A 19,668-nucleotide genomic window follows, 5' to 3' on the forward strand; every position below is an offset into this window, starting at 1 on the left:
CCTCGGCGGATTTGGACAGATCGTCTTTCAGATCATTTTCAGGCCGGGACCATGCCGTTTCTGCCCTGCCGATGCAACCTTTTGCCCTGTTTGGCGGAGGCCCTCCTTTTCGTCAAACGCCACGCCTGTTAATCGTGTGGGCATGAATACAGCGCAGCAGCTCCGGGTCGGTATCGTCGGTGCGGGACATTTCGGACGGTTTCACGCCCTCAAATCCGCGGCGAACCCGACGGAAGAGCTTATTGCACTTTTCGATCCCGACCTATCTCGGGCAGGCGTGGTCGCGGATGAAGTTCGTTGCGGAATTGCTACAAGCTATGAAAATCTTCTCGATCAGGTTGATGCCGTCATCATCGCCGCCCCTGCGGAATACCATTTCCCACTGACCAGCCAGGCACTATGTGCCGGGAAACACGTTCTCGTCGAGAAACCTATCGCCGCAACCCTTGAGGAAGCACATTCTCTTGCCGAACTAGCGGAGAGAACTGACCGCGTCCTGCAGGTTGGACATCTGCTGCGGTATTCCGCCGAACACACTGCGATTACTGAACGGATCAGAAGGCCGCTTTATATCGAAGCAACACGCATCGCGCCCTTCAAGCCCAGAGGCACCGATGTGTCAGTTATTCTGGACCTGATGATCCATGATTTGGATCTTGTCCTGGCCATCGTTGACAGCCCGATTGCAGAAATTGACGCCCTTGGCGCCGCAGTTTCAAGCGCCCATGAGGATATCGCCAACGCAAGAGTACGGTTTGAAAACGGCTGCGTCGCCGCTATAACGGCCAGCCGAATTTCTCTGAAAACTGAAAGACGGATGCGTCTGTTTTCCCAGGACGGCTATCTTTCCGCCGATTTCATGGAGCGAAAGCTGAGCTTCATTGGTCGGGAGAGAGGAATACCGCTACCCGGTACCGGAGGGTTCCGTCGTGAGGCTATAAGCTGGAAAGATCACGATAATCTTGCTGTAGAGCATGCGGCTTTCGCAGCATCCTGTCTGCATAGAACCCCAGTTCTGGTAGATGCTTACGCAGGAATCAGGGCGCTTGATGCCGCGATCAAAGTGACCGACAGCATTCGGAAGTCGCGTCAGATCATGGAATATTCCGGACTAATTCCTAACCCCGGTAAAGAATGATAATTTTCTGTCAACTTACTGGTTTTCAATAATTTCCTTCTTCATTTCCAGTTCAAGCCACTCTTCTTCACACTGCGCAAGCTCCTGCTCTGCTGATTGCAGAAGGCTCGTAATCCGAGTGAAGCGCGGCGCGTCCCGACTATAAAGTTCAGGGTCAGAGAGGGTATCACGATGGGCCTGAATAGCCTTTTCCAGTTCGGCCATTTTCTGGGGCAAAAGATCAAGTTTCCGCTTGTCATTATAACTGAGCTTCCTGGTCTTCTTTTCTGTTTTTAAGACAGATTTCGGCGCGATCTCTATCAGGCCCGCATCTATCTCCCGCCCCGCGGGAACATCACCCCGCTGGATCAGCATATCAGAGTAGCCGCCAGCATATTCGATCCATTCACCGCCGCCATCCGAGACCAGAACTGAGCTTGCGACCCGATCGAGAAAGTCACGGTCATGACTGACCAGAAGCACCGTTCCGGCATAGTCAGCCAGCATATCCTGAAGCAGGTCCAGCGTCTCGAGATCGAGATCATTGGTCGGTTCGTCCAAAACCATGAGGCTGGAAGGCTTTGCCAGCGCACATGCCAGCGCAAGACGCCCCCTCTCGCCACCGGACAATTTTCCGACAGGCGTGCGTGCCTGCTCCGGACGGAAGAGAAAATCCTTCATATATCCGATGACGTGGCGTTTTTCGTCTCCGACCTGCACCATGTCGCCGCTCCCTCCTGCAAGCGTTTCCGCCAGCGTTTTTGTCGGATCAAGCGCTTCACGCTGCTGGTCCAGGGTTACCATGGAAACAGACGGCCCCATTTTCACAGTCCCGGACTTAGGCTCCATTCGCCCCGTCAGCAAACGCAGAAGGGTGGTTTTCCCCGCGCCGTTTGCTCCGACCAGACCAAGCCTGTCCCCCCTTAAAATCCGCAGATCAAGATCCCTGACAATGGCACGATCATCAAACGCCCAGTTAAGGCCTTCCGCTGCGATTGTAATTTTGCCCGCACTTTCAGCTTCGGTAGCCGCCATACGGAGGGTACCCTTGCCACGGGAAGCCATGTCCCGACGTTGCGCCCGAAGCGCGGCAAGCTCATCGACACGACGGACATTGCGTTTGCGACGTGCAGTCACGCCGTAAATCATCCAGTCTTCTTCCCGGGCGATCTGACGATCCAGCTTGTGAGCGTCGCGCTCCTGCTGTTCGAGAACCTCGTCTCTCCAGCTCTCATAGCGTGCAAACCCTTGATCCAACCTGCGGGTCCTGCCGTTCTCGAGCCACACTACGCTTCTGGAGAGCGTTTCCAGGAGACGCCTGTCATGGCTGATGACGATCATTGCACACCGCGAGGCAGAGAGCTCCTTTTCCAGCCACATGATGGAAGGAAGGTCCAGATGGTTCGTAGGCTCATCCAGCAGTAGCAGGTCAGGCTCTGCTGCCAGCGCGCGGGCAAGGGCGCATCGGCGCACTTCTCCGCCAGAAAGAGTAGAGCAGCTTTCGTCACCCGTCATACCAAGTTCAGCCAGCATCGAGCGGGCGCGATAGGCCTCCGTCTCGTCGAGACCTTCCGACGCATAGTGAAACGTTGTCGGATACGCAGAAAGGTCCGGCTCCTGAGCCAAATAATGGACTTTCGTGCCGGGCTGGACAAAATGCTCGCCAGAATCGGCCAGAATATCTCCGGAGGCAATTTTCAGAAGGGTGGATTTTCCGGATCCGTTGCGTCCGACAAGACAGATCCGCTCCCCCGGAAGAACAGCGAGCTCTGCTCCGTCAAGGAGCGGGCGTCCACCGAGAGTGAAAGTAATGTTCTGCAGGGAGAGTATAGGTGCCGACATGGCTCCCTATGTGTCGCAGCACGACGTCCGCTGCAAGCTGCCGCGACCTGAATTGATGCTTTCAGACCGGCGTGACGCCACCTGTCACCGCTTGATAGGTCGCGACGGCGAGAGTCATAGGCTCGAAGGGTTTCGTAATGACGAATGACGGCTCCTGCGTTTCCCCGGTCAGAAGACGCTCAGGATAAGCCGTCACGAAAATGACCGGCGCTTCATGTGTCCGCAGAATCCGCCCCACGGCCTGCATTCCATCGCCGCCACCGCCAAGATTGATATCAGCAAGGATGAGCCCGGGTTTCGTTTTTCCTGCCAGTTCGACCGCGTCAGCCTCGGTATGAGCAACACCCGCAATCAGATGTCCGCAACGCTCCACCAGATCCTGAATGTCCATCGCGATGATCGGTTCGTCTTCAATGATCAGAACGCTGGTCTGTGCGATGCCCCGTAACCCCTCACGGGCTGAACGAAGTTCGGAAGCCGCCTCCTCATCGCTCATGCCCAGAGCTCTGGCGCTTGAGGCAAGGGACTGCTCTTCAAGAGAAGTTAGCAGCAGGAGCGCGCGCTGACGCAGAGGTATACCAACGGATACGCTGACCTCATGCTGCTTCGTGAACGCCTCAACCAGTAATCCATACAGCGCAGATCGCGGGGAAAGGGTGTTCTCGCGCGGGTTTTCCACCAACTCCCTGAGGGCTGTAGCTACGAGCTGATCGCCACTCTTCTGCTCTCCCATGAGGGCCCGTGCAAAACGGCGTGCATAAGGAAGCGCTTTGACGAGTTCCTGCCGCGCGGAATCACTCATTGCTCGATAGCCTCCTGGAAGAAAATTTCGGCAGACACATCCTTAAAGGACGCATCTCACTATGGAAGGTTGAATAATCATGACACGATGCCTAATCTACGTATAGTCTCCGTTTCTGTCGGCTCGTTGGCTACGTCGCGCGAAGGAACATCTTCTGAGCACACAAGTCCCCGCGGGCCATTCGTCAGAGCCTCTCTCGAACAAGGGAAATTTCCATCGGGAGCTTCTGCAATGCCTTCCCGACCTACGAGGATTTGCGCGCTTCCTTACTCGCGAGAAGAGTGCTGCTGATGACCTCGTTCAGGAAACCATCGTTCGCGCACTAGCGGCACAGACACAGTTTCAGGAAGGAAGTGTGCTGAAAGCATGGCTTTTCACAATTCAGCGACACGCTTTCTATGAGCAGAACCGACGCCGGAGCCGGGAACTGGAAATTATGCAGGACATCGAATTCGATGCCCCTGCTTCAGACGCGATGCCATTACGTCAGCATAACCGGGATACACTGCAGGATCTCGGGGAAATGCTCTGGAGGCTTCCGCACCTTCTTCGTGAAGCCTTGATTCTCGTAGGCGCGCAGGAGCTGTCATATGAAGATGCGGCCCGGGTATGTGATGTTCCGTCAGGGACAATGCGCGCCAGGGTTTCGAGAGCCCGCGCACAGCTTGCAGAACTTTCCGGACGGGAAAACATGGAAATCCATTCAGAATCCGAAAATAAAATTGTTTAATTATTATTATTTTTCAATGAGTTAGGGTTTTCCTTTCGGTTTTTGGATTTTTTTTGTGCTCCCAAATGCAACCTTTCCTTCTGGCTATTCATTGATTCCGTGAAAACAGAATGAAAGCAGGAGTGAGTTCCATGACATTCCACGATCAGGTCATTGCCATTCTTCCGAAGCTGCGTATTCAGGCTCTCTCACTGACCCGGAACCGCGCCGCCGCTGAAGACCTTGTGCAAGACGCCGTGTGCAATGCTCTGGCCGCCCAGAACAGCTTTATCCCGGGTACGAATTTTTCGGCGTGGATGCACCGTATCCTTCGTAACCGTTTCATTTCCGATCTACGCAAACGTCGTGAGACCACGGATATCGATGATGTGCCCGCATCCTCCTTTGCGAGCCCTGCAACGCATGAAGACAACCTAGCTCTCAAGGACCTGTCGATGGCGCTCTCCCGACTGCCTGCCGACCAGCGTGAAGCTCTCGTCATGGTTGTAATACAGGGCATGAGTTACGAAGCTCTGGCGGAAGCAACGGACTGCGCCGTAGGTACCGCGAAGAGCAGGGTTTTCCGTGCCCGCCGCCAGCTTGAAGCCTGGATGAATGGGGATCTTCCCGTGAACGACAGACTCCGCATGAAGGTCAAAGCCCTACGGGATGCCATGGATATACGTCATCGTGACGGCCAGTCCGCTCACGATCTACTACTTTCCTGATCAAGGCATCCCAGTTCATTCTCTGCGGACCCGTTCCAGTTTGGCAGTGATTGCAGAAAAGAGGCTGTTTCCGTAAGATAAGGTGGATAACTCAGTGAACGGGAACGCTTCCTAAGTGATCCGGAAGAGCGCCACAGCCAGAATCAGAGGTGCACGTTTTGCATCTTCTGACGTCACAGGAAGGTTCAGGACCAGCCAATGACCGCAGGAGACAAGCGGAAAGCGTCAGCCGATGATGACGGAGGGGATGAAAAAGACTCTCCCTTCGGAATTTGGTTGAGCAGGGGCCTGCATCAGCTTTTTGACGATGTTGCGAACGAGCCAATTCCTGAAGAGCTGCTCCGGCTGATTGAGGAAGACCGAAACAAGTGACTGGTACGCGGTCTGGTTCGCCAGACCAAGATTCGCGCCTTAACGCTCGATTCTGGTCTGGACAATGGCGTCTGCGCAGTCTCCGGATGCTGGACACGGTCGGTGCCAGGGTCATGGCGCTCATTGTTGCCACGACTCTGCCTCTTGCCGTTATTGCGTCTTTTCTAGCTTGGCACAGCTATCAGCAAAACGTTGGCAACAGCGCGCTGCGTACTGAACGCGATACCCAGCTGGCAATCTCGGAAATCACGACTGATCTTGATCAGACCCATACCCTTCTGGACATGCTGGCCGATGGGGATATTTCCTCTGGGAACGCCCTGAGAGAATTTGCGCTGGTCCAGACGATCTCCCAGCATAACTACTGTCTTCTAATGCTGACGGATGTGGCAGGACGCCCCTCGGTTATATTACCCCCGCCATCAACTCAGGACGCGGCAATATGCCGTTCGCCCGATTTTAACGTCTCATCGCTTACAACAGGCTCATCAAAACTGCCTATGGTCGGTGTTAACGTTCTCACGGGGGAACGTGGCCCGCTCCTCAAATTTGTTGTTCCCATTCTCAGTAACAATGCAGTCTCCGGCTATATTGTTGCCGTGAGAACATTGGGATGGCAGCGCAGTCATCTTCCCAAAAGGGACAACCGGCGACTACTCGGCATGGCCAGTGAAACGAAGCACTTTCTGGCAATGCCAGGCGGATCTCTTTATTCGCTTTTCCCGGATCAGCCAGTAGTTGCGGACCTGCCACCGAAAGCTCTGGCTCACCTCCGGCAAGACATATCGTCTCTCAGACTTCAGGACGTTTTTACGAGCGAGGGAACGACTTATGCTTTTCAGAACGCTTATGGGCCCGTCAGCCTGATTGTAGCGACTGAGCGCACTGCGGAAGAAAGTCGCGCCCTTAATATCTTTCTGCTTCGCGTCAGTCTGATTGTAGGCCTGCTCCTCATCGAACTGCTGGCTGTCGCGATGGGCGCGCGACTTTTTCTGGTTGAGCCGTTGGAAAAGCTTGCAAGTGCCGTAGCAGAATGGCGACGGGGAGCAGCTTTTGCACCCCGAATCAGTCACGCAATCCCTCTTGAAATCAGACATCTTGAGAAAGCATTTCTGCGAGCGACGAGACGCCTGGGTCAACATGAAAAGGATCTCGAGCAGTCCGCGCGCAACCAAGATATGCTTATCCGAGAAATTCACCACCGGGTTAAGAACAACCTCCAGGTTGTCGCATCCCTGCTAAACCTTCAGGCAAGCCGCATCCGTTCGCACGAGGCGCGTGAGGAATTCCGGCTCGTACGGGACCGGGTGAGGGCGCTCGCAACGCTGCATCGCTATCTCTATTCAGAGAACGGTCTGTCTGCCCTCGATGTACAGAGTTTTCTCGAGGAACTTTGCAGTATCCTGCTGTCTGCCAATGGCATGAACGCTCAGACCCGTATCCGTCTCAAGCTCGATATTGAACACGTGCTGATCTCACCGGATCAGGCAGTCCCCATTGCGCTGATCGTTACCGAGGTAGTCAGCAATGCCCTGCGTTATGCGTTCCCACAAAACAGATCGGGCCATATTGCAATCAGTCTTCATAAAATCGTTCATACATCTACAGACCAAGAAGGCTTGGTTGAACTCAGACTCGGAGATAACGGAATCGGAATCGACGCCGGTCGGGCCACTGAATCCCGCATGCGTCGGGAAGGAATCGGAATGCAGCTCATTCGTGGATTTGCGCGTCAGATCAACGCCGATATGACTGTGCAGACCGAAAACGGAACCTGGTATATTCTTCAGTTCGTGCCGGAACGGCCCTCTCTCACAGCTCTCGCCATGGCGCGCAGTGCGATCGCCCAGAGAGAAGAGACGGACGTGTAAAACCCGCTCTCCACTCCTTTTCAGGCTTCAGTTTTACAAAAAAATATAAATAAGCGGCAAGAAATGCGTCCCGCTCTGTCTTGTCGGGCTTTTGCACCCTATATGCAGGGATCATGAAGGCCGACAAGACAATCGCTAAAGCGTGGGTGAAGGCACAGGGGGGCGCAAGTCGCTTCCGGACCTCCGCCGTAGTACTCCTTGGACTGCTCTCCACAGCGTTCGGACTCCTTCAGGCATGGGCGCTCGCGCGAACTCTTGCCTCGGTGCTAATCCGAGACGACGACAGCACCGGACCTGCCATCGTCGTTTTTGCTGTGGCCTGCATCTGCCGTGTCCTGATTTCCACCCTCCAGGAAATTATGGCCTCATCCGCCGGCATTCACGCCCGTCGCCGCCTTCGCCGTGAGGTACTGGAGCGCATTATCGGCGAGGGACCAGCACTGCTTCGGCGTCACCATAGCGCGACAGTCGCCGCCACTCTGGTCGACAGGATCGAGGCGCTGGACGGATATTTCGCCCGCTGGCTTCCTGCATCGTCCCTGTGGCTGGTCTCGCAATGGATGGTCGTGATCGCGGTCTATGTTGAAAATCATCAGGCCGGTCTGATTCTTGCAGCTTGCTGTGCAGCACTCCCGATTTTTCAGGCCGTTTTTGGCATTGCCACCGCGGTCGCATCCCGTCGCCAGTTTCTGGCCATGGCTCGTCTTCAGACACGTTTTCTGGACAGGGTACGCGGAATTGCGACCATCGTACTCTCCGGCGCAACCGACCGTGAGACCGAGGCGCTCGCCAAAAGTGCCGATGATCTTCGCCTACGTACGATGAAAGTCCTGCGGATCGCATTTCTTGCTTCCGCAACAACCGATGTCGCAATGGTAGTAGCCCTCGTGCTGATCGTCGTGACACAGGCACATGCCCTGACCGGTCAAACCTCTGCAGGCACCCTGACACGCGCGCTTTATGCGGTGCTCCTTGTGCCAGAGGCCTTCGCCTCTTTCCGTGCCCTGTCGGCGGCCTATCAGGACCGCGCGCACGCCACTGCTGCGGCGGAAGCTATGCATCAACTGGCACCCATTTCCGAAAAAAGCGAAAAAAAACTCGCGTCCCTGAATACTGAAGAGGGACTTTCGGTCTCCGCAGAAAATCTCTGTTTCGCGTGGGATCGTGAACGTGGGGCTGTTATTCATGACGTCAATTTTGCTCTACCCGCAGGATCGACGCTGATCCTTGAGGGAGCATCGGGCGCTGGGAAATCAACCCTACTGGAACTTCTTCTCGGTTTTGTAGCGCCCTCAGCGGGACGCATCCTCCTGAATGGACAGGACATGCAGACCCTGGCGCCACGACAGATTGCATCCCTGATCAGCTGGATTGGCCAGAAACCGGTTCTTTTCGCAGGAACGATCCGGGAAAATATTCTCTTCGCCCGCCCCGATGCCTCCACCGATGATTTGCGGCAGGCCATACGAGCCGCCGCCGTTGATCAGTATCTTCCTTCCCTGCCGGACGGTCTGGAAACCCGGATCGGGGAGGGTGGTTACGGCCTTTCGGGCGGACAGGCGCAGCGTATAGCCATCGCGAGGGCCTATCTCAAAGATGCGCCGCTTCTGCTGCTTGATGAGCCCACCTCCCATCTCGACCCGACAACCGAAGCCGAAATCCTTACCAGTCTCAGAGAGCTTGCCCGTGGGCGGACAGTCATCCTGTGCAGTCACTCCACTCAGGCACGACAATTCCAGGGGCGTCACCTTGTTCTTGATGGCGGTCGTGTCATCGCCTTTACAGGAGAGGCGGCATGAGCAATTCCGTGCCTGAAGTTTCCACTTTTGGAACTTCAACACCTGAATCCCACAGTGCGACCGCGCTCTCCAGAATTCTCCACGTCTGGCGCCCGCAACGAAGCCGCCTGATCACAGGGCTCATTCTGGCGGAACTGGCGGTCTGTGCGGGTCTTGCCCTTATGGGGCAGGCCGGTGGCCGGATTGCTGGAGCAGCCATTGGAGTGAGCGCTGGATATCTGCTCCTGAGACTGTCAGGTATTGGCCAGATCGTCCTGCGCTACAGCGAACGCCTCTACACGCATGACGCCATGTTCCGCGCCCTCGCGGATCTGCGTGTGTGGTTTTATCGCAAACTCGCTGGTGGCGCGGCGGCTGGACTGGGCTTTCAGCGCTCAGGAGATCTTCTGTCCCGTCTCGTCTCCGACGTGCAGACGCTCGATAATCTTTATCTCCGTATACTCGTTCCTCTTGTCTCAGCAGGCCTCACACTTCCGATCGTCCTTCTTGTCTGGTTCCGGGCAGGGGTAGGAGCAGGCCTGACGGCAGGTGCTCTGTTTGCGGTACTCGCCTTCGTCCTGCCTCTGATGGGTGCGCGACTGTCCCGCCGCTTTGGGCCGGACATTCTTAAGGCTGAAGCCGACCTGAGGGTGGCCGCTCTCGATCTGACATCCGGACTGCGCGAAGCGCGTGCTTTCGGTGCAGAAGATGTTCTGGCAGCGGCAGTAACGAGCCGACAGGAAACCCTTTTCAGGGCGCAACGCCGCCAGCAGATCCGTATGGCTCTGATGCAGGGTTTTGCTGGGTTTGTCGCCAAGGCAGGTGTCGTCGTGATTCTCTGCGCAACGGCAGGGATCCTGTTTCCTCGGACTCCTGTCATCGCAGGTCTAACGGCTCTATTCGTCGCCATAACTGCCCTTGAGGGCGTGACGTCGCTGGGACGAGCCGGTCTCCTCAGCGGACAGGTGGCTCATGCTGCCCGGCGCATTGTTGAAGTTGCCGACCATGCGCCTCCCGCACCGGAAGGAACTGCGCCACTTCCTGCCAGTCGGGAATTGCAGCTTGAAAACGTAACCTTCCGGTGGGCTCCTGACCGTGCACCCGTTTTCCATAATCTGACCCTGACACTCCGACAGGGCGAGCGTGTCGCACTGATCGGTCATTCAGGTGCTGGGAAATCAAGTCTCGCAGCACTTCTTCTCAAGGCAGCATCTCCCGAACGTGGAAAAATTCTCCTTGGCGGAACGGATATTACCACGCTTCGCGATGACGATTTGCGGCGCCAGATCGCATGGTTGTCCCAGGCCAGCCATCTGTTCGACGACACCATTCGCGGCAACCTGCTTCTCGGACGAACCGACCTTTCTGATAAAGAGCTCTGGAGCGCCCTTGAACAGGCCAGAATTGCCAATGTTATCCGTGATCTCCCAGACGGTCTGGACACATGGATCGGGGAAGGTGGCTCAAAACTGTCAGGTGGGCAGGGACGGCGTATTGCGCTCGCACGCGTGCTGCTTTCCGATGCGCCAATTCTTGTCCTTGATGAACCCGCTACAGGTCTGGATGCCGAGACAGAACGGGCTTTCCTTGAGACGCTGAATGTCGCAACCGAAGGAAGGAGCGTCCTGCTGATCGCTCATCGTCTGACAGGTGTGGAAAAACTTGACCGCATCTGGCGCCTTGAGGACGGACAGGTTATTTCCATTGCGTGCTGACCGGTTCCGACCCGGTTCGGCTTCACGCTTACACACCCTGACAGGACGCTACCCCATGGCACGTCTCTCTTCTTTCATCCGCATTGCGGCCCCGGTCTTCGTTCTGTCAGCCGCGCTGGCAGGATGTGCTGAACAGCCGTCGCGTGACAGCTATGTCGTTTTCTTCGATCGTGAGTCCGTTACGCTGAGCCCCGTCGCGCAGGCTGTGGTCACAAAAGCTGCAACTGCCGCTCGCGCTGAACATGCAAGCGTCGTTCGAGTCTCGGGGTCTGCCGGAACCAATGGCGATGCAGCCGTCCTGAAGGAGCTGGCCACAAGCCGCGCCCAGACCGTCGCAACCCAGCTCAGCAATGACGGCCTTGGCGGCGCACGGATCGAAATGACGCCATACACGCCAAGCGAGCTTGAAGATTCACACGTCGCCCTGCGTCGTGTCTCCATCACAATCGTTCCGGGCCACTAATCCGGCCCCGGGATGACACAGGCACAGTCAGGCCTACCAGTCGCTCCGGGCTCAAACCCGCAGGTTTCGCCAGAAGGCATACTGGCGGATGTCTTCGGATTTTCCGGCTTTCGCGGTCTCCAGCAGGATGCCGTGGATACTGTCATGCAGGGTGGAGACGTTCTCGTTCTCATGCCCACGGGCGGTGGAAAGAGTCTGTGCTATCAGGTGCCTGCTCTCTGTCGTGACGGGATGGGTCTGATCATCTCACCCCTGATCGCCTTGATGGATGATCAGGTCGCAGGGCTGAGACAGCTTGGGGTTCGGGCGGCCGCTCTCCATTCAGGACTAGAACCCGACGAACGTGACCAGCTTCATGCCGACCTGCGTCACGACCGGATCGACATTCTTTATATTTCTCCCGAACGGCTGCTTCAGCCGACAACGGCAAATTTCCTCTCAAAACGCGTCATTTCCCTGATCGCCATTGATGAAGCCCATTGCATTTCCGCATGGGGCCATGAGTTCCGGCCCGAGTATCGCGCTCTTGCAAGCCTTCCGGAAATGTTCCCCGGCGTCCCACGCATCGCGTTAACGGCCACCGCTGATCCCCGGACACGTGACGACATTCTTACAGCGCTCGACATGCCTGACGCGCGTGTCCTGATGGCAAGCTTTCACCGTCCCAATCTCAATATCGAAGCCCACGCCAAGGCAAGTGAAAGCCGACAGCTCCTCGAGGTTCTTCAAACGCACAGGGAAGGGGCCTCAATCGTCTATTGCGGCAGCCGCACCAAAACGGAGCGGGTTGCGAAAATGCTTCAGGACAAGGGACTGACGGCGCTGCCGTTTCATGCCGGGCTGTCGACGCTTGAAAAACGTGCGACCCTGATGCGTTTCCGCTCCGGTGAGGAAATGATCATCGTCGCTACAATCGCGTTCGGTATGGGTATCGACCGGCCAGACGTCCGCTGCGTCGTCCATCTGGATATGCCCTCGTCCCCTGAAGCCTATTATCAGCAGATCGGACGCGCCGGACGCGACGGTGAGCCCTCAGATACACTCCTGCTGTATGGCGGCGAGGATATGGCGCGGGCGCGGTACTGGCTCGAGCAGTCCAGTGCGCCTGATCATGAGAAGCGGATCATGCAGGCCAGACTGGAGAGCATGATCGCGCTCACGGAAACTACTGGCTGCCGAACCCAGGCGCTTTTAGCATGTTTTGGCGAGAACCTGCCACAGCCCTGTGGCCACTGTGACAACTGTATCAGTCCGGTTTCAACGTTTGACGGAACACAGGCCGCACAGAAGGTTCTTTCCGCCATTTACCGGACAGGTCAGCGTCTCGGCGCGGTGCAGCTTTCCAACGTCCTGCGCGGTAAACTCAACGAGATAATTGAGCGCAACGCCTACCAACAACTGTCGGTCTTCGGAATCGGCAAGGAACATACCGAACAATGGTGGCGGGCCGTCATCCGTCAGTTGATCGCCCGCGGCGCCATTCGCATGCATGGCGAATACGGCAGTCTGGCCCTGCAGAGTGACATCGCGCGCCCAATCCTGCGGGGCGAAGAGCGCGTGGCCCTTCGCCTGGAGGCAAAGGCTGTCCTGACAGCTAGTGCCGGTTCAGATGGGCATACAGAGAACGATCGCCTCTCCGCAGAAGAAAAGTCCTATTTCGATGCGCTGCGCCATTGGCGCCTGTCTGAAGCGCGAGAGCAGGAAATTCCGCCATATGTTATTTTTCACGATTCCGTTTTACGGGACATCGCGCGCGAGCAGCCTGCCAACGCTACCGAACTTGGAACCATAAAAGGGGTCGGGACGTCCAAGCTGGAGCGTTATGGAAGTGCCGTCCTGACAGTCCTGCGCGAAATTCGGGAGCCGGTCTCCGCGCCTTAACGGACACGGCCTCACTTCAGTCGTGCGTCAGTTCATCAGGATCCGTAACGGTGAAGCTGACGGTAATACTGCCGCCATTGAGAATATCGAACGTAAAAGGCACCTTGCTTCCGCGTGCGGGCATCTGACGGATGCCCATGCACATCATGTGGTAACCGGATCGCGGAAAGATCATTGTGGAGTCATGCGGCAGGGCCAGATGGGTGAACAGGTCATTCGCCCCGTCAGTCTGCTGCTGATTCGTATGGTGCGCGACAACGTTCTGACAGAGGGGGGAAGAAATACCCTTGAGCAGATGGTCAACACTGTCATCATTGCGAATCGTAAAATAGCCTGCACCGCGATCGGGAAAATAGGCTGACGGGCGGAAGGTCCCGTCCATGACCACCACCCGTTGGGCATCATGATCTGCGTCAGGCGCTACGTGAGCGCCCGGAGGCACCTGCTGGGCCATTGCAGGCGGAATGGAGAGTATAAGGAGGGCGGTCAGGAAAAATACCCGTTGCAACGACAGTCTCCCGGTCATGAACAGGCCCGTTTGGGCCGAAACGCATCATCCGGTAAACTGCTCCCATTTCCCCGGCCGCGAAAGGCCCGAACACTCAGGATCGCGCATGCGTTGCCCTTTTTGCGGACATGACGACACACAGGTCAAGGACAGCCGCTCTACGGAGGACGGTGTCGCCATCAGGCGCAGACGCGTCTGCTCGGCGTGCACGCAGCGTTTCACAACCGTTGAGCGCGTTCAGCTTCGGGAGCTTTCCGTCACCAAGGCAGACGGGCGGCGCGTGCCCTTCGACCGGGACAAGCTGGCGCGCTCCATTCGCGTCGCCCTACGCAAGCGCCCGGTTCCTGAAGAGCGGCAGGAGAGACTGGTCAACGGGCTGGTGCGACAGCTTGAAGCGTCCGGAGAACATGAAATTTCTTCCCATCGCATCGGTCAGCTCGCAATGGACGCATTGCGTGAGGTGGATGGTGTGGCCTATGTCCGCTTCACCAGCGTTTATCGCGATTTTCGCGAGGTCGAGGCGTTTTCAAAAATCCTCGCCGATATGAAACCCATCCCCGGGGAGGCGGCCATTCCGCCTCCCGACGATTCCCAGGAGACACCATGACCGCCACCGACGCCCCTGCCGCGAACCCGACACGCCGCAGCCGGACTATCGCCCGCGTCGCCGCCGTTCAGGGCCTGTTTCAGTGTGAACAGTCAGGTGATACGGCAGAGACCGTCATCAGCCAGTTCATCCGCCATCGCCGGGTGAGCTCAACCGCCTCTTTCGAGGACGGTCACATTCCTGACGCCGATCTGAAGCTTTTTCAGGAAATCATGCTTGGCGTCACACGCCGCCAGGACGAGATCGACGCAAAACTGGGCGATGTCCTGCCGGAACAGTGGCCCCTGCCTCGTCTCGATCCTGTTCTGCGCGCCCTTCTTCGCGGCGCAGTGTTCGAACTCATCGGCACCGACACGCCAGACCGTATCATCATCAATGAATATCTGGACGTCGCGCACGGGTTCTTCTCAGGAGATGAACCCAAGATGGTAAACGGCATCCTCGATACGCTCAGCCGCCGCAGTGAGACCGGTAACGCCTGAACAATGACTGCGAGGGGCGTAACCGGAACGGGCGAATTCGATTTCATCGCCCGCTATTTCCGCCCCCTCGCGGGTTCCGGAAGTTTAGACCTGCGCGACGACTGCGCACTGATGCGGTGCCCGGATGGAAAAGAATTTGCCATCTCTACGGACACCATGGTCGAAAACGTCCATTTCCTGCCTGACGATCCAGCTGAGACGCTCGGATGCAAGCTCCTGCGCTGCAATCTATCCGATCTCGCTGCCATGGGTGCACGACCCCACGCCTATACGTTGAACGTTACAGTTCCGCGGAACGGGCGATACGACGAACACTGGTTTTCAGGATTCTCCCGTGGTCTCGCCGCCGACCAGAGAGATTATGGCATCCATCTTCTTGGAGGTGACACCACCTCGATAACGGGACCTCTGGTGATATCCGCCACAGTCTTCGGCCTATTGGACCGGGGAAGTGCTCTTCGCCGGAATGGAGCGGCACCCGGAGACGAAATCTGGGTTACGGGGACAATCGGTGACGGTGCACTCGGTCTGCTTGCACTTCAGGGGAAAATTTCTGATCCGTCCGGTTTTCTTGCAGAGCGATACCGACTTCCTCGTCCGAGAACAGGACTGGCTCTGCATGGCATTGTGAGTGCGGCGATGGATATCTCCGACGGTCTGATTCAGGATTGCGGCCATATCGCCCACGAGTCCGGCGTTCAGCTTCTTATCGAAGCGCAAACCGTACCCACTTCCGACGCAGCCGCGGCACTGGGTCCCGATTTTCTGATGCAGCGCCTGAGTGGGGGAGATGACTACGAACTTCTGCTCACCTGCGCGCCACAACAGGCGAAAACGCTTCAGGCCGTCTGTCAGAAAGCAGGCGTTCCGATACGGCGGATTGGGACTGTCCGTTCAGGTTCAGGCGTCAAAATTCTGGATGCGGCGGGTTGCGAAATTATCTCTGAAACGAGGGGCTGGCAGCATTTCTGACACCCCATGGTTCAGACACCTGTCATGCAGCATCTTCAATAGCCCGTTCGTAAAGACGGTAGCGCTTGTATGGTTCCGGCACGATGCTTTCTGCCAGATTGCGCATGTTGGAGTCCGAGGCCTGGATCCATCCCAGCTCCACCCAGGAATAGGGTAGGGATTTACGCCTGCGCATCAATTCCGCAATGGCCAGTGAGGGCAACAGAGCCCCCAGAACAGTACCACGGAGCTTCTGCGTCACCCCAAGCAGAATCACCCGGGCAGAATGGAAACGATGTGTCGTAAGACGGGCTGCCAGCTTCACCCACCCCAGAGGGGAGGGCGAGCCCCCGAGATCGCCGGCAATATCGTAAAGATTCGGAACCACCAGCGCCATCGCAACCGGTTCACCGTTCTGATCGATCTGGACGTAGTGTTCGGGACGCAGAACCGGGCCAAGCTGCTTGATCATGGCCTTCATTTCGTAATCCTGAAGCGGCACGAAATTGAATTTGTCACTCCATGCGTCGTTGTAGAGCTGACGCAGGATTTCTCCCTGCTGGGCAATCTGCTTCTTGGACAGACGCCGAATAGCAATCGAACCCAACCGGCCTTCCCCGATCTTCAGGTCGCCGGGGACCTTGAAGCGCGACTCGGTCTGGTCGTCGAGATCGAGCTTGTAACTGAGAAGATCCTCAACAGGCTTGTACCCTGCATCTTCTACCAGTTTGCCAAGCAGAAGGGGGTGCCAGGGCATGGCGACCATCAGCGGCTGATCCTGCCCGTCGATCATCAGCCCCGATTCGCCGTTCCCGCTCAGAGTAACCGGCCCGCGCATTGTCTGCATGCCTTGCAGCCGCAGCCAGTGCCGAGCCGTGTCGAGAAGTGCTTTAACGATCCGTCCTTCAGGAACTGCATCAAGCGCACCGAAGCAGCCGATCTTTGCCCCCCAGTGCTCTATGGCGCGATGATCGACGATCGCGGCGATACGCCCCACAGCCGTGGTCCCGCGCCATGCCAGGAAATAGCGGATGCTGGCATGGCGGAAAATCGGAGCTTTCTTCGGATTGAGCAGCTCGTCCTGTTCCATGTCCAACGCCGGGACGAACCCTGCCATTCCCGCGTAAATTCTCCGCGGCAGAGTCATGAACAGTTTGAGGTCGGCACGCGTAGTCACTGGCCGGACCACAAGATCATCATGTGGCGCAGGGATATCAGTCCTGTCGGGCAGTGTCATAACGGCAGATACACCTCTGGTCGAAAACAGCATCCCGTCCGACGGGCTGATGTGCCGGTGCGGCACGGGGTCGCATCTTGTTGCATGGGAGGGCTATACCCTTCCAGTCCCGATCCGACCACGATTAAAGCGGTTAACCATGTCAGATGCCCCTTTCTCCTCTTCAGACACTCCATTTCATGTCCTTGTTACCGGTGGATCAAGCGGCATTGGGGCAGCTCTGGCTCTTCATTACGCCCGCCCAGGAACACATCTGACACTTTGGGGACGAAACCAATCGCGTCTTAAGGATGTCGCAGCCCAGGTCGTCCGCAGAGGGGCCACTGCCGAGATTTTCTCGCTAGATCTGCGCAAGACGGACGCCGCTCTGCACGCTCTTCGCAAAACCGACGACGACCGCCAGATCGACATCTTGATTCTCGGGGCAGGACTGGGAGACATCCGTCCCGAAGGGGCTCTGACCGAGACGGCGGAGCAGGTGCACGAGATTTCTCTGGTCAATTTCACGACACCAGTGACGCTCGCGACCGAAATGGCATCCCGAATGGCCTTGCGCAAAGGGGGCAGAATCGCCCTGATCGGATCAGTCGCGGCGTTCCATGATCTTCCGGTCGCCACGGCCTATAGCGGCTCCAAAGCCGGACTAGCCCGCTTCAGTACGGCACTTCATGCCGCCATGACGCCCCATCATGTTTCTGTTACCCTGATTTCACCTGGCTATGTGGATACGCCCATGAGCCAGCGTCTGGAGGGGGCGAGACCTTTCCTCGTATCTTCGCAGAAAGCAGCGCGCATGATTGCCCGCGCAATTGGTCAGGGACGGGCGCACCTTCTTTTTCCATGGCCGTTCGCCATCGCGCGTTTCCTTGAGATGATCGTACCCCGCGCCATTGTCCACAGACTTCTGAGAACAGCCGACGTCAGGCAGCGTCCTGCCTAATGACGAAAGTGGTCATATCCGAAACTTGACGTAGCGATGGCAGTAGGCAACTGCTGCCTGTCAAGAAAAGCGTAGGCGATCAAGCCAACATTGCCAGAGGACCAGAGGTGCCATGAGGGAAATCGTAGCCGTCGATATCGGTGGAACGCACGCACGCTTTGCAATCGCGTCCATCGAGAACGGTAAGGTCGTGACACTGGGCGAGGCAACAACGCTCAAATGTGCCGAGCATGGAAGTCTTGCATTGGCGTGGGAAACATTCGGTCGCACCCTCAACCGTACGCTTCCACGCGAGGCGGGCATTGCCGTCGCATGTCCTGTCAGCGGCGAAATCCTGAAACTGACGAACAATCCATGGATTATCCAGCCGAGCCAGCTTGCATCCCGCCTACATCTGGACAATTTCATCCTCGTCAACGACTTCGGCGCAGTCGCGCATGCCGTGGCGCAGGTTGATTCCTCCTGCATGAAGCATCTCTGTGGCCCTGACATCGACCTCCCCACGGAAGGAGCCATCACGATCATCGGCCCCGGGACAGGGCTTGGAGCCGCCTGCCTGCTACGCCGGAATGAACGGTATTTCGTTATGGAAACCGAAGGTGGTCATTTGGATTATCCGCCACTGGACGAACTGGAAGACAAAATCCTCAGCGCACTGCGTCTCCGCTTCAGACGTGTCTCTGCCGAACGGATTGTCTCTGGTCCGGGCCTGACCAATCTCTACGAAGTCATCGCGGAAATGCAAGGCCGGCCGATAACGCTGCGTGATAACCGAACACTGTGGAAGAACGCCCTGGACGGCTCAGACACGGTCGCCGTTGCCGCGCTCGAACGCTTCTGTCTCAGCCTCGGGGCGATTTCGGGCGATCTGGCGCTCGCTCACGGCGCACGGGGCGTCGTCATTGGCGGCGGTCTTGGGCTCCGCTTGGCCAACATCCTGAGCTATTCCGGGTTTGCGGAACGGTTCGTAGCCAAGGGCCGCTTCGAGGCGATGATGAGCGAAATGCCGGTCAAGATCATCACACACCCACAGCCAGGCCTCTTCGGCGCAGCGGCAGCATACGCAGAGGCCCACCCGTAAGATCCAGCGGGGTCGTTTCCAGACAAAAAGCGATCCCGTCACCTTGAAAGATATCAAGGTGAAATATGGTATGGACGTTTTACGATTCGGAAGACGGCGTCAGAGGCCCAAGGCGAAAGCAACTGGCGTTCCATCATGTCACGCTCGAAAAAAAAGCGCCGTCTTTATAGACCTAACATTATCCGTCATAGACCCAGATAAGGCCCAACTGCAAAGGACTGCAACACCGGCTAGAAATTGGCTGTTTTCTGCGGGTTGAAATTGTCTCTGGAGGTTCGGACGGGAACGACATGCTGAACAAAATCAAACACTTAGCTGTGTAAAACCGCAAAATACACTCACACGAAACCGCCGTTTTTCGCGCATTTTGTAAAACGATTTTCTTCATTTTCACCTATATGCGACTCGTGCGTCTCTACCCCTCTGTATCCCATCCCCTTCTTGCAGGCCTCAGGGCAGCAAGATGGCATCGATAATCAGATTCCATGAGGAAGGGCAGGGGGCTTCCTATCCCATTGCAAACAAAAGACTTCCCAAAATCGTTCGCATAAAACCGTTGACGCGGCCCGATGTGTTCTCTTTCT

General features: G+C 56.9%; 18 protein-coding genes. 14 read left to right on the plus strand and 4 right to left on the minus strand.

Annotation, left to right across the window (positions count from 1 at the left end):
* The first annotated feature begins 142 nt into the window (after window positions 1-142).
* Window positions 143-1,138: a Gfo/Idh/MocA family protein gene (locus GKA01_RS12080; protein ID WP_146863453.1), complete on the plus strand. Its 996-nt coding sequence runs from the start codon at window positions 143-145 to the stop codon at window positions 1,136-1,138.
* Between the two features lie 15 nt (window positions 1,139-1,153).
* Here GKA01_RS12080 and GKA01_RS12085 read toward each other — a convergent pair whose 3' ends face one another.
* Entirely contained in the window at window positions 1,154-2,959 is a 1,806-nt protein-coding gene (locus GKA01_RS12085; protein WP_146863456.1) for an ABC-F family ATP-binding cassette domain-containing protein, read from the minus strand.
* A 61-nt stretch (window positions 2,960-3,020) separates the two neighbouring features.
* On the minus strand, window positions 3,021-3,761 hold the full coding sequence (locus GKA01_RS12090; protein ID WP_146863459.1) for a response regulator: 741 nt from the start codon (window positions 3,759-3,761) through the stop codon (window positions 3,021-3,023).
* Window positions 3,762-3,987: 226 nt separating this feature from the next.
* Here GKA01_RS12090 and GKA01_RS12095 point away from each other — a divergent pair, with 226 nt between their 5' ends.
* The 8 genes from GKA01_RS12095 to recQ all read left to right on the plus strand — a co-directional run bounded on the left by GKA01_RS12095 (window position 3,988) and on the right by recQ (window position 13,278).
* Window positions 3,988-4,491: a sigma-70 family RNA polymerase sigma factor gene (locus GKA01_RS12095; protein WP_228119824.1), complete on the plus strand. Its 504-nt coding sequence runs from the start codon at window positions 3,988-3,990 to the stop codon at window positions 4,489-4,491.
* Between the two features lie 131 nt (window positions 4,492-4,622).
* The gene (locus tag GKA01_RS12100; RefSeq protein ID WP_146863462.1) at window positions 4,623-5,198 is read left to right on the plus strand and encodes a sigma-70 family RNA polymerase sigma factor; all 576 of its coding nucleotides are present in this window, start codon (window positions 4,623-4,625) and stop codon (window positions 5,196-5,198) included.
* 198 nt (window positions 5,199-5,396) lie between these two features.
* Window positions 5,397-5,570 (plus strand): NepR family anti-sigma factor, encoded by a 174-nt coding sequence (locus GKA01_RS13670; RefSeq protein WP_167506376.1) that lies wholly within the window; start codon window positions 5,397-5,399, stop codon window positions 5,568-5,570.
* Between the two features lie 86 nt (window positions 5,571-5,656).
* Entirely contained in the window at window positions 5,657-7,441 is a 1,785-nt protein-coding gene (locus GKA01_RS12105) for a sensor histidine kinase (RefSeq protein WP_146863465.1), read from the plus strand.
* A 113-nt stretch (window positions 7,442-7,554) separates the two neighbouring features.
* Window positions 7,555-9,240: a thiol reductant ABC exporter subunit CydD gene (cydD, locus tag GKA01_RS12110; RefSeq protein WP_146863468.1), complete on the plus strand. Its 1,686-nt coding sequence runs from the start codon at window positions 7,555-7,557 to the stop codon at window positions 9,238-9,240.
* Window positions 9,237-10,934 carry a thiol reductant ABC exporter subunit CydC gene (gene cydC, locus GKA01_RS12115; protein ID WP_146863471.1) on the plus strand — a complete coding sequence of 566 codons (1,698 nt, stop codon included), beginning with the start codon at window positions 9,237-9,239 and terminating at the stop codon, window positions 10,932-10,934. The genes cydD and cydC overlap by 4 nt, the downstream gene beginning before the upstream one ends.
* 55 nt (window positions 10,935-10,989) lie before the next feature.
* Complete coding sequence (locus tag GKA01_RS12120) at window positions 10,990-11,397, plus strand: OmpA family protein (RefSeq protein ID WP_146863474.1); 408 nt, start codon at window positions 10,990-10,992, stop codon at window positions 11,395-11,397.
* A 12-nt stretch (window positions 11,398-11,409) separates the two neighbouring features.
* Window positions 11,410-13,278, plus strand: a complete 1,869-nt coding sequence (recQ, locus tag GKA01_RS12125) for a DNA helicase RecQ (RefSeq protein ID WP_146863477.1) — start codon at window positions 11,410-11,412, stop codon at window positions 13,276-13,278.
* 16 nt (window positions 13,279-13,294) lie between these two features.
* On the opposite strand, the gene GKA01_RS12130 is transcribed toward recQ, so the two are convergent.
* Window positions 13,295-13,804, minus strand: a complete 510-nt coding sequence (locus tag GKA01_RS12130) for a copper chaperone PCu(A)C (protein WP_228119796.1) — start codon at window positions 13,802-13,804, stop codon at window positions 13,295-13,297.
* 88 nt (window positions 13,805-13,892) lie between these two features.
* On the opposite strand from GKA01_RS12130, the gene nrdR reads away from it, so the two are divergent.
* Genes nrdR through thiL form a run of 3 tightly spaced genes read left to right on the plus strand, consistent with a single transcriptional unit; the run spans window position 13,893 to window position 15,847 of the window.
* Window positions 13,893-14,393 (plus strand): transcriptional regulator NrdR, encoded by a 501-nt coding sequence (nrdR, locus tag GKA01_RS12135; protein ID WP_146863480.1) that lies wholly within the window; start codon window positions 13,893-13,895, stop codon window positions 14,391-14,393.
* Window positions 14,390-14,875: a transcription antitermination factor NusB gene (nusB, locus tag GKA01_RS12140; protein ID WP_146863482.1), complete on the plus strand. Its 486-nt coding sequence runs from the start codon at window positions 14,390-14,392 to the stop codon at window positions 14,873-14,875. The genes nrdR and nusB overlap by 4 nt, the downstream gene beginning before the upstream one ends.
* Window positions 14,876-14,878: 3 nt before the next feature.
* Window positions 14,879-15,847, plus strand: coding sequence for a thiamine-phosphate kinase (thiL, locus tag GKA01_RS12145; RefSeq protein WP_146863485.1), 969 nt, complete (start codon window positions 14,879-14,881; stop codon window positions 15,845-15,847).
* A gap of 22 nt (window positions 15,848-15,869) precedes the next feature.
* Here the strand turns inward: thiL and GKA01_RS12150 are convergent, their stop codons facing one another.
* A complete protein-coding gene (locus GKA01_RS12150; RefSeq protein WP_146863510.1) occupies window positions 15,870-17,063 on the minus strand; it encodes a hypothetical protein in 1,194 nt (397 codons plus the stop codon).
* A gap of 139 nt (window positions 17,064-17,202) precedes the next feature.
* Here GKA01_RS12150 and GKA01_RS12155 point away from each other — a divergent pair, with 139 nt between their 5' ends.
* Both GKA01_RS12155 and glk read left to right on the plus strand, forming a co-directional pair.
* Complete coding sequence (locus GKA01_RS12155; protein WP_146863488.1) at window positions 17,203-18,003, plus strand: SDR family NAD(P)-dependent oxidoreductase; 801 nt, start codon at window positions 17,203-17,205, stop codon at window positions 18,001-18,003.
* Between the two features lie 112 nt (window positions 18,004-18,115).
* Window positions 18,116-19,084, plus strand: a complete 969-nt coding sequence (glk, locus tag GKA01_RS12160) for a glucokinase (RefSeq protein ID WP_146863491.1) — start codon at window positions 18,116-18,118, stop codon at window positions 19,082-19,084.
* Window positions 19,085-19,668 lie beyond the last annotated feature (584 nt).

Source organism: Gluconobacter kanchanaburiensis NBRC 103587, from assembly GCF_007988905.1.
Lineage (GTDB): Bacteria > Pseudomonadota > Alphaproteobacteria > Acetobacterales > Acetobacteraceae > Gluconobacter > Gluconobacter kanchanaburiensis.

Excerpts from the sequence above, each read along its gene's own strand:
- GKA01_RS12130 (WP_228119796.1), bottom strand. The coding sequence starts at position 13,804 with ATGACCGGGAGACTGTCGTTGCAACGGGTATTTTTCCTGACCGCCCTC.
- GKA01_RS12155 (WP_146863488.1), top strand. The coding sequence starts at position 17,203 with ATGTCAGATGCCCCTTTCTCCTCTTCAGACACTCCATTTCATGTCCTT.
- GKA01_RS12090 (WP_146863459.1), bottom strand. The coding sequence starts at position 3,761 with ATGAGTGATTCCGCGCGGCAGGAACTCGTCAAAGCGCTTCCTTATGCA.
- GKA01_RS12085 (WP_146863456.1), bottom strand. The coding sequence starts at position 2,959 with ATGTCGGCACCTATACTCTCCCTGCAGAACATTACTTTCACTCTCGGT.
- cydD (WP_146863468.1), top strand. The coding sequence starts at position 7,555 with ATGAAGGCCGACAAGACAATCGCTAAAGCGTGGGTGAAGGCACAGGGG.
- cydC (WP_146863471.1), top strand. The coding sequence starts at position 9,237 with ATGAGCAATTCCGTGCCTGAAGTTTCCACTTTTGGAACTTCAACACCT.
- glk (WP_146863491.1), top strand. The coding sequence starts at position 18,116 with ATGAGGGAAATCGTAGCCGTCGATATCGGTGGAACGCACGCACGCTTT.
- recQ (WP_146863477.1), top strand. The coding sequence starts at position 11,410 with ATGACACAGGCACAGTCAGGCCTACCAGTCGCTCCGGGCTCAAACCCG.
- nusB (WP_146863482.1), top strand. The coding sequence starts at position 14,390 with ATGACCGCCACCGACGCCCCTGCCGCGAACCCGACACGCCGCAGCCGG.
- nrdR (WP_146863480.1), top strand. The coding sequence starts at position 13,893 with ATGCGTTGCCCTTTTTGCGGACATGACGACACACAGGTCAAGGACAGC.
- GKA01_RS12100 (WP_146863462.1), top strand. The coding sequence starts at position 4,623 with ATGACATTCCACGATCAGGTCATTGCCATTCTTCCGAAGCTGCGTATT.
- GKA01_RS12120 (WP_146863474.1), top strand. The coding sequence starts at position 10,990 with ATGGCACGTCTCTCTTCTTTCATCCGCATTGCGGCCCCGGTCTTCGTT.
- GKA01_RS12080 (WP_146863453.1), top strand. The coding sequence starts at position 143 with ATGAATACAGCGCAGCAGCTCCGGGTCGGTATCGTCGGTGCGGGACAT.
- GKA01_RS12105 (WP_146863465.1), top strand. The coding sequence starts at position 5,657 with ATGCTGGACACGGTCGGTGCCAGGGTCATGGCGCTCATTGTTGCCACG.
- thiL (WP_146863485.1), top strand. The coding sequence starts at position 14,879 with ATGACTGCGAGGGGCGTAACCGGAACGGGCGAATTCGATTTCATCGCC.
- GKA01_RS12150 (WP_146863510.1), bottom strand. The coding sequence starts at position 17,063 with ATGACACTGCCCGACAGGACTGATATCCCTGCGCCACATGATGATCTT.
- GKA01_RS13670 (WP_167506376.1), top strand. The coding sequence starts at position 5,397 with ATGACCGCAGGAGACAAGCGGAAAGCGTCAGCCGATGATGACGGAGGG.